15 protein-coding genes are annotated in these 14,501 nt (G+C 56.7%); all 15 read left to right on the forward strand.

Going from position 1 to position 14,501, the window contains the following annotated elements; translation table 11 throughout:
* Positions 1–15: 15 nt before the first annotated feature.
* The 15 genes from accA (at position 16) to K8I84_RS13985 (ending at position 14,472) form a co-directional block, all read left to right on the forward strand.
* Positions 16–969 carry an acetyl-CoA carboxylase carboxyl transferase subunit alpha gene (gene accA, locus K8I84_RS13915; RefSeq protein WP_223795388.1) on the forward strand — a complete coding sequence of 318 codons (954 nt, stop codon included), beginning with the start codon at positions 16–18 and terminating at the stop codon, positions 967–969.
* Entirely contained in the window at positions 953–2,308 is a 1,356-nt protein-coding gene (gene tilS, locus K8I84_RS13920) for a tRNA lysidine(34) synthetase TilS (protein ID WP_223795389.1), read from the forward strand. Before accA ends, tilS begins: the two co-directional genes overlap by 17 nt.
* 87 nt (positions 2,309–2,395) lie before the next feature.
* Positions 2,396–4,024, forward strand: coding sequence for a CTP synthase (locus tag K8I84_RS13925; protein ID WP_223795390.1), 1,629 nt, complete (start codon positions 2,396–2,398; stop codon positions 4,022–4,024).
* 2 nt (positions 4,025–4,026) lie between these two features.
* The gene (gene kdsA, locus K8I84_RS13930) at positions 4,027–4,872 is read left to right on the forward strand and encodes a 3-deoxy-8-phosphooctulonate synthase (RefSeq protein WP_223795391.1); all 846 of its coding nucleotides are present in this window, start codon (positions 4,027–4,029) and stop codon (positions 4,870–4,872) included.
* A 60-nt stretch (positions 4,873–4,932) separates the two neighbouring features.
* Entirely contained in the window at positions 4,933–6,228 is a 1,296-nt protein-coding gene (gene eno / locus K8I84_RS13935; RefSeq protein ID WP_223795392.1) for a phosphopyruvate hydratase, read from the forward strand.
* A 195-nt stretch (positions 6,229–6,423) separates the two neighbouring features.
* Positions 6,424–6,696 (forward strand): septum formation initiator family protein, encoded by a 273-nt coding sequence (locus K8I84_RS13940; RefSeq protein WP_223795393.1) that lies wholly within the window; start codon positions 6,424–6,426, stop codon positions 6,694–6,696.
* 38 nt (positions 6,697–6,734) lie between these two features.
* The gene (gene ispD, locus K8I84_RS13945; RefSeq protein WP_223795394.1) at positions 6,735–7,439 is read left to right on the forward strand and encodes a 2-C-methyl-D-erythritol 4-phosphate cytidylyltransferase; all 705 of its coding nucleotides are present in this window, start codon (positions 6,735–6,737) and stop codon (positions 7,437–7,439) included.
* 24 nt (positions 7,440–7,463) lie between these two features.
* Positions 7,464–7,943, forward strand: coding sequence for a 2-C-methyl-D-erythritol 2,4-cyclodiphosphate synthase (ispF, locus tag K8I84_RS13950; protein ID WP_223795395.1), 480 nt, complete (start codon positions 7,464–7,466; stop codon positions 7,941–7,943).
* Positions 7,940–9,028, forward strand: coding sequence for a tRNA pseudouridine(13) synthase TruD (truD, locus tag K8I84_RS13955; RefSeq protein ID WP_223795396.1), 1,089 nt, complete (start codon positions 7,940–7,942; stop codon positions 9,026–9,028). Before ispF ends, truD begins: the two co-directional genes overlap by 4 nt.
* An 11-nt stretch (positions 9,029–9,039) precedes the next feature.
* Positions 9,040–9,810, forward strand: a complete 771-nt coding sequence (gene surE, locus K8I84_RS13960; RefSeq protein ID WP_223795397.1) for a 5'/3'-nucleotidase SurE — start codon at positions 9,040–9,042, stop codon at positions 9,808–9,810.
* A complete protein-coding gene (locus K8I84_RS13965; protein ID WP_223795398.1) occupies positions 9,807–10,463 on the forward strand; it encodes a protein-L-isoaspartate(D-aspartate) O-methyltransferase in 657 nt (218 codons plus the stop codon). Before surE ends, K8I84_RS13965 begins: the two co-directional genes overlap by 4 nt.
* A gap of 68 nt (positions 10,464–10,531) precedes the next feature.
* Positions 10,532–11,431: a DUF368 domain-containing protein gene (locus K8I84_RS13970; RefSeq protein WP_302910637.1), complete on the forward strand. Its 900-nt coding sequence runs from the start codon at positions 10,532–10,534 to the stop codon at positions 11,429–11,431.
* Between the two features lie 271 nt (positions 11,432–11,702).
* On the forward strand, positions 11,703–12,506 hold the full coding sequence (locus K8I84_RS13975; RefSeq protein WP_223795399.1) for a peptidoglycan DD-metalloendopeptidase family protein: 804 nt from the start codon (positions 11,703–11,705) through the stop codon (positions 12,504–12,506).
* A gap of 196 nt (positions 12,507–12,702) precedes the next feature.
* Positions 12,703–13,695 carry an RNA polymerase sigma factor RpoS gene (gene rpoS, locus K8I84_RS13980; RefSeq protein WP_223795400.1) on the forward strand — a complete coding sequence of 331 codons (993 nt, stop codon included), beginning with the start codon at positions 12,703–12,705 and terminating at the stop codon, positions 13,693–13,695.
* Positions 13,696–13,896: 201 nt separating this feature from the next.
* The gene (locus K8I84_RS13985; protein WP_223795401.1) at positions 13,897–14,472 is read left to right on the forward strand and encodes a chalcone isomerase family protein; all 576 of its coding nucleotides are present in this window, start codon (positions 13,897–13,899) and stop codon (positions 14,470–14,472) included.
* Positions 14,473–14,501 lie beyond the last annotated feature (29 nt).

Raw genomic sequence — 14,501 nt, forward strand, 5'->3', positions numbered from 1 at the left:
AAATGATGGAACATCATGAACCCTAACTATCTGGATTTTGAGCAGCCCATTGCCGACCTGGAAGCGAAGATCGAAGAGCTTCGCATGGTCGGTAATGACACCGACATCAATATCACCGATGAAATCGCAAGGTTGAAACGCAAAAGCGTCAACCTGACGGAGAATATCTTCTCCGACCTGAAACCCTGGGACATTGCGCGTCTGGCTCGCCATCCACGTCGTCCGTACACACTCGATTACATCGAGACCATTTTCGAGGACTTTGACGAGTTCCACGGCGATCGTCGCTATGCCGATGACCTGGCCATTGTTGGTGGTACGGCCCGTCTCAATGACAAGCCTGTGATGGTGATCGGACACCAGAAGGGGCGGGAAGTGCGCGACAAGGTTCGCCGTAACTTTGGCATGCCGCGGCCGGAAGGATACCGCAAGGCCCTGCGCCTGATGGAGATGGCCGAGCGATTCAAGCTGCCGATCATGACCTTCATTGACACCCCGGGAGCCTATCCCGGCATTGGGGCCGAAGAGCGCGGGCAGAGTGAAGCCATCGCCTTTAACCTGGCGGTGATGTCGCGTCTGAAAACGCCGATTATCTCCACAGTGATCGGTGAAGGTGGTTCTGGTGGCGCGTTGGCCATCGGTGTATGTGACCAGCTGAACATGCTGCAGTACTCCACCTATTCCGTTATCTCCCCAGAGGGGTGCGCGTCGATTCTCTGGAAGAGTGCGGAGTTTGCTGCTCAGGCTGCCGAGGCCATGGGTGTAACTGCCGATCGGCTCAAAGAACTGGGCGTGGCGGATAACGTGATTGACGAGCCTCTTGGTGGCGCTCATCGCAACCCGGAAGAAATGGCAGGCTCACTCAAGGCAATTCTTGTCCAGGGCATGGACGAGTTGGCCCGTCTTCCCGTGGATGAACTGGTGGCCCGTCGCTACGAGCGGCTGACCCGTTATGACGGCGGGCGATAAGCCCGATGCCGGTTTTGCCTGGCCGGATGCTTTGTGTGCAGCGGTCAGGTCGCTTCCCTCGCATTCCCGACTTTGGGTCGCTGTCAGCGGCGGCCTGGACTCAATCTTGCTGTTACATCTCACCGCTGCGTGCCATGACGGAAAGGTCCCGCTGGCGGCCATCCACGTAAATCATCAGTTGCAGAAAAATGCGGGCGAGGCTGAGGCGTTGTGCGTCGATGCCTGCAGGCGGCTCGATATTTCCCTGGAGGTTCGCCGGGTTTCGGTTGAAGGGAGGCCGGGGCTGCCCGCCACCGCCGGTATCGAAGAAGCCGCACGCAACGCCCGTTATACCCAGTTTGAGCAGATCCTCCGCCCGGGGGACTTGTTGCTGATGGCCCATCATGCCGATGATCAGGCAGAGACGGTTTTGTTCCGGTTACTCCGTGGGAGTGGGGTGGCCGGACTGGCGGGCATGCCGGTTCATCGGCGGGTGGGCCACGGGCATCTGTTTCGGCCGCTGCTCCCGTTTGCGCGGGCAGATCTCGAGCGCTACGCAAGAGAGGCCGGTCTTCGGTGGATCGATGATCCCAGCAATAACGATCAGGTTTTCGACCGAAACTTCTTGCGGCATAGCGTCTTATCCGAAATGAAATCGCGCTGGCCTGAGCTGTTAGGCCGGGTTCGTCGCAGCGCCGATGCCTGCCACGAAAGCGATGTGCTCAATCAGATTCTGGCTGAGCGGCAGTGGGCGGAGTGCAGTGATGGTGAAAGTTGCCTGAAAGTGGAGCGTTTTGCAGCGCTGTCACTGCCGGAGCAGAAAAACCTGCTTCGATGGTGGATTCTCCAGCGTGACTTACCGCTGCCATCCGTCGTTGGTTGGGAGCAGGCGATACACGATTTGATCCTGGCGGGTGAAGACCGTATGCCGTTTTTTCAGGGCGACGGGTTCAGTCTGCGCCGATTTCAGTCAAAGCTTTACCTGCTTCCGGATGCGCCTCCATCGCCATCAGAGCCGCTGCCCCTGAATCCGGGTGAGCAGCTCCGTTGGGGGATATGGACGCTGCGCCTGGAGCCAACCTCTAACCCGACTCAGCCGGTACCGCCAATAAGGGTATCTACGAGGCAGGGCGGTGAGCGCGTCCGGCCTTACCCCGAAGGCCGCTCCAAATCCCTCAAGAACTGGTTCCAGGAACAGGGGGTTCCCCCTTGGGAAAGGCCATGTCTGCCTTTGATTTTCGTAGGTTTCGGTGACTCCGAACAACTCATCGCAATTGGCGATTTCTGGTGTTCTGACCAATACTCAGGATGCGCTCCAGCCGCCGGTTGGCGGCTGGTCGTGGGTCGGGATTGTGATTGAGTAGCCCGGGGCTTTCTGGTAGTCTGGCGTCCCATCTTGAGATGACAATCTCCCCCCTTCACCGAACCAGATAATCATGGAATCTGCATGACGCGTTATATTTTCGTCACCGGCGGTGTCGTGTCCTCATTGGGTAAAGGTATCGCTTCTGCCTCTCTGGCGGCGATTCTCGAGGCCCGAGGCCTGAAGGTCACCATTCTCAAGCTGGACCCGTACATCAACGTGGACCCCGGCACGATGAGTCCGTTCCAGCACGGTGAGGTTTTCGTCACCGAAGATGGCGCGGAAACCGACCTGGACCTCGGTCACTACGAACGTTTCATCCGTACTCCCATGAGCCGCCGCAATAACTTCACGACCGGCCGGGTGTATGAGGAAGTTATCCGCAAGGAGCGCCGTGGCGATTACCTGGGCGGAACTGTGCAGGTGATTCCCCACATCACCGACGAGATCAAGCGTCGTGTGGTCGAAGGGGCAGCCGGTGCCGATGTTGCGCTGATTGAAATTGGCGGCACCGTGGGGGACATCGAATCCCTGCCGTTCCTGGAAGCCTGTCGTCAGCTCAAGGTTGAGGTGGGTTCACAGCGTGCCCTGTTCATGCACCTGACCCTGGTTCCCTATATTGCGACAGCGGGCGAGATAAAGACCAAGCCGACCCAGCACTCGGTTAAAGAGATGCGGTCCATCGGTCTGCAGCCCGATATCCTGCTGTGCCGTTCCGAGCACGAAGTGGATGCCAGCTCCCGTCGCAAGATTGCCCTGTTCACCAACGTAGAAGAGCGGGCTGTTATCCCGCTGCAGGACGCCAAGTCCATCTACGCTATCCCGCGCATGCTCCATGAGCATGGCCTGGATCAGCTGGTGATTGAGCGCTTCAATCTGGACGCCAGCCCAGCAGACCTCACCGAGTGGGATGACGTGGTCGAGTCCCTGTTGAATCCTGAACAGGAAGTGACCATCGCCATGGTCGGCAAGTACATGGAGCTGCTGGACGCCTACAAGTCCCTGATCGAGTCCCTGTTGCACGCCGGCATTAAGACCCGCACCAAGGTCAACATCAATTACATCGATTCTGAAGACATCGAGCGTGAGGGGACCGGCGCACTGGAAAGTGCCGATGCGATTCTGGTGCCCGGTGGTTTTGGTGAGCGTGGTGTCGAAGGAAAGATCAACACCGTTCGTTATGCCCGTGAAAACAAGGTGCCCTATCTGGGTATTTGCCTGGGCATGCAGGTGGCGGTTATTGAATACGCCCGTAACGTGGCAGGCCTGACTGATGCCCACAGTACCGAATTCCGCGAACATACGCCGGAGCCGGTGGTTGGTTTGATCACCGAGTGGCTGGATGCTAGTGGTGAGAAGGAAGAGCGCACCGAAACGTCTGATCTCGGTGGCACCATGCGCCTGGGCGGTCAGGATTGTGTATTGACGGAAGGCACCACCATCGCCGGATGTTATGGCAAGAAAACCATTCGTGAACGCCACCGTCACCGCTTTGAAGTCAACAACAACTTCCTGCCGCAGCTGGAAGGCGCTGGCCTGACCATTTCCGGTCGCTCGGTGGATGGCAAGCTCGTAGAGGTAGTTGAAGTGGCTGATCACCCCTGGTTTGTAGCCTGTCAGTTCCACCCGGAGTTCACCTCCACGCCCCGTGATGGTCATCCTCTGTTCAAGGGCTTTGTTGAAGCAGCCCTGGCGAGAAAGAAAGGAGCCTGATCATGGCGCGGCAGACCGTTACTGTTGCTGATATCGAGATTGCCAACGACAAGCCGTTCGTGCTCTTCGGTGGCATGAACGTGCTGGAATCCAGAGAGCTGGCGTTTGAAGTGGCCGAGGCATACGTAGAGGTATGTCAGAAGCTGAGCATTCCCTATGTGTTCAAGGCCTCGTTCGACAAGGCCAACCGCTCTTCCATTCACTCCTTCCGGGGACCCGGTCTGGAGCAGGGACTGCAGATTCTTGCGGATATCAAGAGCAAGTTCGGTGTGCCGATCATTTCCGACGTTCACGAGCCTGACCAGGCGGCTCCGGCGGCCGAAGTGTGTGACATTATCCAGCTACCGGCATTCCTGAGCCGGCAGACCGACCTGGTGGCAGCGATGGCGAAAACAGGCGCTGTCATCAACATCAAGAAGGCCCAGTTCCTGGCACCCCAGGAAATGAAACACATCATCCGCAAGTGCGAGGAAGCCGGCAACGACAAGGTGATTCTGTGTGAGCGAGGCAGCAGCTTCGGTTACAACAACCTGGTGGTTGATATGCTTGGCTTCGGCATTATGAAAGACCTGAACGTGCCGGTGTTTTTTGATGTGACTCACTCCCTGCAGATGCCGGGTGGCCGGGCAGATTCCGCCGGCGGACGCCGTGCCCAGGTCACCGATCTGGCCCTCGCCGGTATGTCCCAGGGGCTGGCCGGACTGTTTCTGGAGGCCCATCCCGATCCTGATCAGGCCAAGTGCGATGGCCCCTGTGCGCTCAGACTCAGTCAGCTTGAGCCGTTCCTGAAACGTGTGAAGGCTGTGGATGACCTGGTCAAGAGCTTTGAACCCCTGGACACCGCCTGACCGGCGGTGTTCTTCGTTTCATCACCTGTTGCTTATTAGTAAGTTTGGAGACACGACAGTATGACTAAGATTGCCAATATCAAGGCTCGTGAGGTCCTCGACTCTCGCGGAAATCCGACGGTGGAAGCGGACGTTATCCTTGAGGACGGCACACTGGGCCGCGCCTGCGCGCCTTCCGGTGCATCCACAGGCTCCCGCGAAGCGCTGGAACTGCGCGACAAGGACGCGTCCCGTTACCTGGGCAAAGGTGTACTGAAGGCTGTTGAGGCGGTTAACGGAAAAATCCGTGACGCCCTGACGGGTAAGGATGCTGCGGACCAGCGTGGTATCGACAACAGCATGCTGGAACTGGACGGTACCGAGAACAAGTCCAACCTGGGCGCAAACGCTATCCTCGCTGTTTCCCTGGCTGCAGCGAAAGCCGCTGCCGAGTCTCTGGGCAAGCCTCTGTATGCTCACATCGCTGACGTCAACGGCACCTCTGGCAAGTTCTCTATGCCGGTTCCGATGATGAACATCCTCAACGGCGGTGAGCACGCGGATAACAACGTTGATATCCAGGAATTCATGGTTCAGCCGGTAGCAGCGAAGTCTTTCTCTGAAGCTTTGCGTATTGGCGCGGAAATTTTCCACAGCCTGAAGAAGGTCCTGCAGGCTCAGGGCCTGAACACCGCTGTGGGCGACGAAGGTGGTTTTGCGCCGAACCTGCCATCCAATGAAGCGGCATTGGCCGTGATCAAGGAGGCGGTTGAGAAGGCGGGCTATGCCTTGGGTACCGATGTCACCCTGGCACTGGACTGCGCATCTTCCGAGTTCTACAAGGATGGCCAGTATCAGCTGTCCGGCGAGGGCAAGAGCTTCGATTCCGAAGGTTTCGCCGATTACCTGGCGGGCCTGTGCGAGCGTTATCCCATCGTGTCCATCGAAGATGGTATGGATGAAAGCGACTGGAACGGCTGGAAAGTGCTGACTGACAAGCTGGGCAGCAAGGTTCAACTGGTGGGCGACGATCTGTTTGTCACCAACACCAAGATCCTGAAGCAGGGCATCGACAAGGGCATTGGTAACTCCATCCTGATCAAGTTCAACCAGATTGGCAGCCTCAGCGAAACTTTGGACGCCATCAAGATGGCTCAGGACGCCGGTTACACTGCGGTGATTTCCCACCGTTCCGGTGAGACTGAAGACACCACCATCGCAGACCTCGCGGTTGCTACCTGTGCTGGTCAGATCAAAACGGGCTCCCTGTGCCGTTCTGACCGTGTGGCCAAATACAACCAGTTGCTGCGCATTGAGCAGGAGCTGGAAGGAAATGCTCCATACCGCGGCCTGAGTGAAATCAAGGGCCAAGGCTAATCCCGGGCGCTTCTCGACCGCGACAGGATTGATCGCGGTCACAGAATGAACAGGGCCATCGTGCACCGGACACAGTTTCGGAAGCGATGGCCTTTTCACACAACTGGTTAGAAGGATTTGTTGCTAATCTGCTACAAGAGCTATACTCCCGGTCTACGCTGAGTGTGTGATCGGCTTTTTTCGAATGGAACGGCAATGAAATTGCTCTGGGCAATCATGGTTACGCTTATTCTCGTTTTGCAGGGGCGCCTGTGGATCGGAGAAGGCAGTCTTGCGCAGGTTTGGGCGCTTGAGCAGTCTATTGCCGAGCAGCAACATGAAAATGCCGAGCTGGCGACCCGCAACGAACGCCTCTACGCAGAGGTCCGCAACCTGCGAAACCAGCAGGGCGCTGTGGAAGAGCGGGCCCGAATGAATCTTGGCTTGATTCGTCAGGACGAAACCTTTTTCCTCGTCGTGGAAAACTGATCACCGCGTTCTCTTTTTTACGCAGAAACTGATCCTTCATGACCTACCCAAAACGTTGGCTGATTGTTCCGGCCGCTGGTATTGGCCAGCGAATGCAGGCTGAGTGCCCGAAGCAATATCTCCGTATCCAGTCCCGCTTTATTCTCGATATCACGTTATCCCGCTTATTGGACGCCCTGCCATTCGATGGCTGCATGGTTCCGCTGAATTCTTCCGATGATTGGTGGAATGAAACCGAAGCAAGTCGGGATACGCGGGTCAGTACGTGTATGGGCGGTGAAGAACGGGCCGACTCGGTACGGGCTGCTTTGCAAGCGCTCTCGGACAAGGCTTCTCCGGAGGACTGGGTGCTGGTGCACGATGCCGCACGTCCCTGTGTTCACCGAGCTGATCTCGAACGCCTTGTCAGCACTGTTGGGAGTCACCCGGTTGGCGGCCTGCTTGCCGCTCCGGTGGCCGATACCTTGAAAAAGGGCGATAAAAGTACGACCCCGGAGGTCGTCGAGACTGTGGATCGCAAACATCTCTGGCGAGCCCTTACGCCGCAAATGTTTCGGTTCGGGATGTTGGTAGAAGCGTTGGAGAATGCTCGGCGCAATGAGCTTTCGGTCACTGACGAGTCCTCGGCACTTGAGATTTTCGGTAAGATTCCTGTTCTCGTGGAGGGGCGCCCCGACAACATCAAGGTCACCGTTCCAGCCGATCTGGAGCTGGCAGACTTTCTTTTGAACCGCTCGAAGTAAACCTTAATTTGGCCGGAGTCGAATATGCGAATAGGACAGGGCTTTGACGTACACGCCTTTGGTGAGGGCGACGCGGTTATTCTTGGTGGTGTGTCCATTCCCCATAATCAGGGACTGAAGGCCCATTCCGATGGGGATGTCTTGTTGCATGCGCTGGCTGATGCGCTGCTGGGAGCCGTTGCACTCGGTGATATAGGCCACCTGTTCCCGGACACCAGCGATGAGTGGGCGGGTGCCGACAGTCGTGATCTCTTGCGTCGGGTAATGAATAGGGTTCGGGAAGAGGGCTTTGGTGTGGTGAATGTGGATACCACTATTATTGCCCAGGCGCCAAAGATGGCGCCGCATATTGAAGCCATGCGGCTGAACATCGCCGAAGATCTTGGTATTCCGGCAAGCCGGGTCAGTGTGAAGGCGACCACGACCGAAAAACTCGGATTCACCGGTCGGGAAGAGGGGATTGCCTGCCAGGCCATATGCCTTCTGGAGCCGTCGTTCTCGTGACCGATTCCAGTGCGACGCCGCGACGTTGGTGTCTGGACTGGCCCACTTCAGGTGGTGGCCGGGTGGCTACCGCTGACCTGAAGACGGTACCCGAGGATTTTCGGGTTGATGAGATCCTCGACGACTTCCCGGTAATAACGGATCTGTCTGAGGTGAGCGGCAGTGGCGAGCACCTTTGTCTTCGGCTGGAGAAATCCGGCGATAACACAGAATACGTTGCTCGCGAGTTGGCCAAACTGTCCGGGTGTCGTGCCTTCGATGTAGGTTTCTGTGGTTTGAAGGATCGCCATGCGGTGACCCGGCAATGGTTTAGTATCTATCGCCCTGGTTTGGTCTCGGAGGACGAGGCCTATCTGGCCCGTGTCGCTGAACGATGGCAGGTGGTCGGGGCTTGTCGCTCTTCGCGAAAGTTGCGTCGGGGCGATCATCAGGGCAATCGTTTCGTCATTAGCCTTCGTCAGGTATCTGGCGACCGGGAGCGTATCGATCAGGCGCTGGCGAGAGTGAAGGGGCAGGGTGCGCCAAACTATTTTGGTCCCCAGCGGTTCGGTCACGACGGAAGTAATCTGGATCGGGCGGCCAGTATGGACCCTGATGCTTTGGACAGTCGGGGACGACGAGGAAAGGGTAAAAAGCGTGGTGGCGCTGGGGCGTCTAAAAACGTATTGTACTTTTCGGCGGCACGTTCATGGATATTCAACCAAATTCTGGCCGCTCGGGTGAAAAGCGGTGACTGGCTGTCCCCCATGGATGGTGAACCGGGTTTGAACGGCCAGCCGGGAACGGTGACTGGTCCCCTGTGGGGCGATGGTGGTACCACCGCCGAAGAAGCACAGGCAAGGCTGGAATGGCAAATAGCCGAACAGTATCCTGAGCTACTGAAAGTCTTTTCTACCACGCGGATGAAGCCAGAGCGGCGCCCGCTGGTAGCCCGGCCTGCCGATTTAAACTGGCACTGGCTGGACGACGACTGCCTGCAAGTGGCATTTTCACTGGCGCCAGGCCAGTACGCTACGACGGTATTAAGTGACCTATTTGAGCTTGAGGACAGGAGCCTCGGCCAACATAACAAGCAACACGGCTAGCGGAGAACACGGTGCGCATTCTGTTGTCCAATGATGATGGTGTCCATTCGCCGGGGCTAATCGCCCTGTACGAGGGGCTTGAGGGTATTGGCGAGCTTGAAGTGGTTGCCCCCGATCGGGATCACAGTGGTGCCAGCAACGCACTGACTTTGAGCAGACCGCTAACGGTCGAGAAACATCCCAACGGATATCATTCCGTCGATGGTACGCCCACCGATTGCGTTCACCTGGCCGTCAACGGTTTGTTCGATGAACCTTTTGATCGGGTGGTTTCCGGCATCAACACCCACGCCAATCTGGGTGATGACATTATCTACTCCGGCACCGTGGCAGCGGCCACCGAAGGGCGACACCTTGGGTTGCCTGCCATTGCCGTTTCTCTGGTCAACAGCGGACACTTCCATTACGACACTGCAGCTCGTGTGGTGCGCGTACTTCTGGAATCTGATCGTCCTCTGACGCTTGGCCCCCGATCCATTCTCAATGTGAATGTACCTGATGTCCCCTGGAGCGAATTGAAGGGTTTCCGTGTAACCCGGCTCGGTCATAGGGGCAGGGCGGAAGGTGCGGTGCCAATGACCTGTCCCCGCGGGAAGCAGCGCTACTGGATCGGTGCGGCAGGAGAGGGCGGCGATGCCGGCCCGGGCACGGATTTTCAGGCCATTAAAGAGGGTTACGTTTCGATCACCCCAGTACATGTCGATATGACTCGCCATGAGGCCATGAGTCGTCTGGCGGATTGGGTTGATGAGTTGAATACCGGTGAGGTCGATCCGTCGTGAATGCTACCTTGCAGGGGATTGGTATGACCTCCCGGCGCACCCGCATGCGGCTGGTGCAAAGACTGAAGGAGGCCGGCATCCAGTCAGAACCGGTCCTGGATGTGATGGCGGACGTGCCCCGGCACATCTTTCTTGATGAGGCCTTGTCACACCGGGCGTATGAGGATACCTCACTGCCCATTGGTCATGGACAGACGTTGTCTCAGCCTTATATTGTTGCCCGGATGACGGAGCTGCTGCTGGCTCACGAGCCCAACCGGATACTTGAGCTTGGTACCGGGTCCGGTTACCAGACCGCAATACTGGCCCAGATCTTTCCCGAGATTTTCAGTGTTGAACGCATCAGACCCCTGCAGGACCGGGCCCGGCACCGCCTGCGTCAGCTTGACGTCCGTAACGTGCAGATGAAGCATGCCGACGGTGGCATGGGTTGGCCCGATAAAGGACCGTTCGATGGCATTATCGTGACGGCGGCCCCCGAGGAGATTCCTGAAGAGCTGTTGGCCCAGTTGGATGAGGGCGGAGTATTGATCGCTCCGGTGGGTGAGACCGATCAGGTGCTGGTGGAGGTGGTCCGCCGGGGTGACCGGTTTGTGCGCCGGGATCTCGAGCCTGTTCGCTTCGTGCCCCTGTTGGGGGGCGTGATCCGTTGAGTCAGAAAAACTTCGACCCCTCGGATGAATACCATAACCATCATCCCGCCGCTGTCTATCTCCGGGGGATGGCCATGGGCGCTGCGGATATTGTTCCCGGCGTATCCGGGGGCACCATCGCCTTCATCACCGGCATTTACTTCCGCTTGCTTGAGGCCATCAGTGCGGTACCTGAAGCGGTTTTCCGGCACTTGTTCCGCGGCCAGCTCAAGGCTTTCTGGACCGCCTGCGATGGGACATTCCTGCTCTGCCTGATGGCAGGTGTCCTTACCAGCATTCTGACTCTGGCCTCGGTGATCGGAGCTGCACTGGAGCAGTATCCGGTGCTGGTATGGAGTTTCTTCTTCGGCCTCATTCTGGCGTCGGTCTGGCATGTTAGCCGGCAGATTAAACGGTTCAGCCCCCGTCTGGCGGTACCGCTTGTTGCCGGTGTTGTCATAGCCTGGACGATTACCTCCCTGACAGCCAACCAGCTGAATCCATCGCCGGTGATCTTTTTCGGAGCTGGTGCCGTGGCAATCTGCGCGATGATTCTGCCCGGTATTTCCGGCAGTTTCATTCTTGTGATCCTGGGCATGTACGCCCACGTGCTTTCTGCCATCAAATCCTTTGAATTGGTGCACCTCGGGCTCTTTGCCGCAGGCTGCGTTGTGGGATTGCTGTCGATCGCACGACTGATTACCTGGGCATTCCGCCATTTCCACGATGCTGTATTGGCGTTGTTGACCGGATTTATGATCGGCTCACTCAATAAAGTATGGCCCTGGAAGGAAACTCTGAGTTGGCGTATCAATAGTGCCGGCGACAAGGTGCCTCTGACAGAGGCCAGTATCAGTCCACTTTCCTTCGCCGAGTTAACAGGTCAGTCTCCACAGATAACCGGGGCGATTATCTGTGCTCTGGGTGGTCTTGTGCTCGTTTTTATGATCGAGTGGGTGGGGCAGAGCCGACGTCGTCAGGAGTGTTAAGAAGTGTTACCTGCCGCACACAGCCGGTGTTTCGCCCGGTAACAGATCGGTTCAGAGGGTAACTTGGATTCGTTTCGGAATTGTGCAATATATTAGTAAGTTAGTCTTATAAAGAATAAAACGCCAGAATCAGTGCCGTAGCTGACTGCGGTTTCTCCCAAACGGATTGAATTTTATTTCTGTGACAATTTTTCCCGGGATTATGAATGCTCCTTTTGCCGTGCTCGTGCGGCTCCCCGGTGGTGCAATCCGGGCGCTTTGTGCCCGGAGCATGGCTGCAAATGGAGCCGTACTGGCCGGTTTGTTCTGTGTATTGATGCTGAGCGGATGTAATACCCCGGCTCTGTATAAGGATGATCTGTACAACCCGCCGGTCTACTGGGGACAGCATGTGGTTCGCCCTGGTGAAACCCTCTACAGCATTGCATGGCGCTATGGGCGTGATTACCGGGAACTAGGTAGTGCCAACGGCATCCGCGAGCCCTGGACCCTCAAGGCGGGGCAGGTGCTTCGGCTCGATCGAACGGGCACCATTACAGCTTCTCGCCCAGCGGCTTCGACTGCATCCCGCCCGGCACAGGCGCCCACCAGGCCACGGGTAGCTCCTCCCCAAGCAGCTCCGAAGACTGCCCCAAAACCCAAGGTTACCAAGCCACCGAAAAAGACCGCACCGCTGGTGAGTCAGAGCCAGACCGTGGGCCGGATCGACTGGCGATGGCCTCACGTTGGCACCGTACTTGCTGGTTATTCTTCATCTGGCAAGGTGAACAAAGGCCTTGATATTGCCGGAAAACCTGGTGATGCCGTAAAGGCCGCCGCTAATGGAAATGTGGTGTATGCAGGAAATGGGTTGCTTGGTTACGGCAATCTGATTATTGTGAACCACAATGAGCATTTTTTAAGCGCCTACGCACACAACCGCAAGATTCTGGTGCGAGAAGGGGAGGATGTGAAAGCCGGTCAGGTGATAGCTGAGCTTGGCAGCAGCGGCGCAGAACGACCCATGTTGCATTTTGAGATTCGAAAGAATGGCAATCCGGTCGACCCCGCCCACTACCTGCCTCCACGACAGTAAAGATCCAGACAGTACTCTACTGCCACCGACTGCCGGCACTAACCAAAAACCGTGTTGTTAACAAGAATAACAAGGGCAACGGTGATGGCCGGCTAGCCCAGGTAATTCCTGATAACGAAGGAAGACCACGAACGTCCGCATGTAAGACGGAGTATCGGGCGACTAAACAGGATTTCTGAAAGACGGGGCAATACACATGTCAGCAGAGCGTGAAGAGACTATTGTCGATCGGGTCGCAGATGTAGAAGAATCCGAAGAAGAGCTGCACGAAGAAAAGGCGGAAAGCCAATCAAGCAACGATGACGCAGCCGAGACAGAAGAAATTTCCAGCCAAGGTCGTTACGGTTCGAGTCAAAAGCAACTGGACGCCACCCAGCTTTACCTGAATGAAATCGGATTTTCCCCACTCCTGACTCCCGAAGAAGAGGTTTATTTCGCCCGTCTCGCGCGCAAGGGAGAGGAGTCTGGCCGCAAGCGGATGATTGAAAGCAACCTCCGTCTGGTGGTCAAAATTGCCCGGCGCTACGTGAATCGCGGCTTAACACTCCTCGACCTGATCGAGGAAGGCAATCTTGGCCTGATCCGGGCCGTCGAAAAGTTTGATCCGGAGCGTGGCTTTCGGTTTTCTACTTACGCTACGTGGTGGATTCGCCAGACCATTGAGCGGGCGATCATGAATCAGACCCGGACGATTCGCCTCCCGATACACGTTGTGAAGGAGTTGAATCTATACCTTCGTGCGGCCCGTGAGCTGACCCAGAAACTGGATCACGAGCCTTCAGCCGAAGAGATTGCACAGCTGGTCGATAAGCCCGTGGCGGACGTCAAGCGAATGCTGGGGCTCAATGAGCGCGTTGCGTCCATGGACACGCCAATCGGGACCGGTGGCGATAAATCTCTGTTGGATACGGTGGCGGATGAAGGCGCCACAGACCCCGCGGAAGTCCTCCAGGACGACGACATGTGTAGCTGTCTGGAGAAGTGGATCGACCAGCTCAGCGATAAGCAGCAGGAAGTACTGGCCAGGCGCTTTGGCCTTCGGGGTTACCCCGTCAGCACCCTGGAAGAGGTTGGTCACGAGATTGGCCTGACTCGTGAGAGGGTTCGCCAGATTCAGGTAGAAGCATTGCGCCGACTGCGTGAAATCCTTGAGAAGGAAGGTCTGTCCGGGAATCTTCTGTTCAAGTAAAAGTTGAGAAAAAACAAAGGTCGATCGGTGAGAGCCGGTCGGCCTTTCTTTTTTTTAATATCATTGCAAATGAGAACCAGGTGCCGAATCGTGGCCCTTTAGCGTTGGTAGAATGCGGATTCCAGGTGGGGATAAGGCTGTCGAAGCCTGGGCACGCACGTTTGAAACGCGTAGATAATAATGATCTAAAAGGAAAGGACTATGAAGAAGGCTATCTCAACTGGTTTCGCATCTCTTTTTATGGCCGCGGCGCTGTCTGCGCCGGTTTCTGCACTGACTGTCGATGGTGTCGACGTGCCTGATACCTATACCGCTATGGATACCGAGCTGAAGCTGAACGGCGCTGGTACCCGTTCCAAGTGGTTCATGGATCTTTACGTTGGTGGTCTGTATGTACCACAGGCGGCTAATGACGGTGCCGCGGTGATCAACGCTGATGAGCCCCAGGCCATTACCCTGCATATTATCTCTGACATGATCACCAGTGAGCGCATGACGGAAGCCACCCTCGAAGGCTTCGAAGCGTCTACCGGCGGTAACACGGCTCCCGTTAAGACTGAGATTGATCGCTTCATGAACGTGTTCAAGGAAGAGATCAAGGAAGGCGACGTATTCGACCTGGTTTATCTGCCGGGGGAGGGCGTGAAGGTGCTTAAGAATGGCCAGAAGAGGGACACCGTGGGTGGCCTTGAGTTCAAGAAAGCCCTGTTTGGTATCTGGCTGTCTGACAAGCCGGCTCAGAAAGATCTGAAAAAAGCGATGCTGGGCCAGCGTTAATCGAAGGCTTCTGCAACGAAAAGCCGGCA

Origin of the sequence: Marinobacter sp. F4216 (assembly GCF_019931195.1) — a bacterium.
Lineage (GTDB): Bacteria > Pseudomonadota > Gammaproteobacteria > Pseudomonadales > Oleiphilaceae > Marinobacter > Marinobacter suaedae.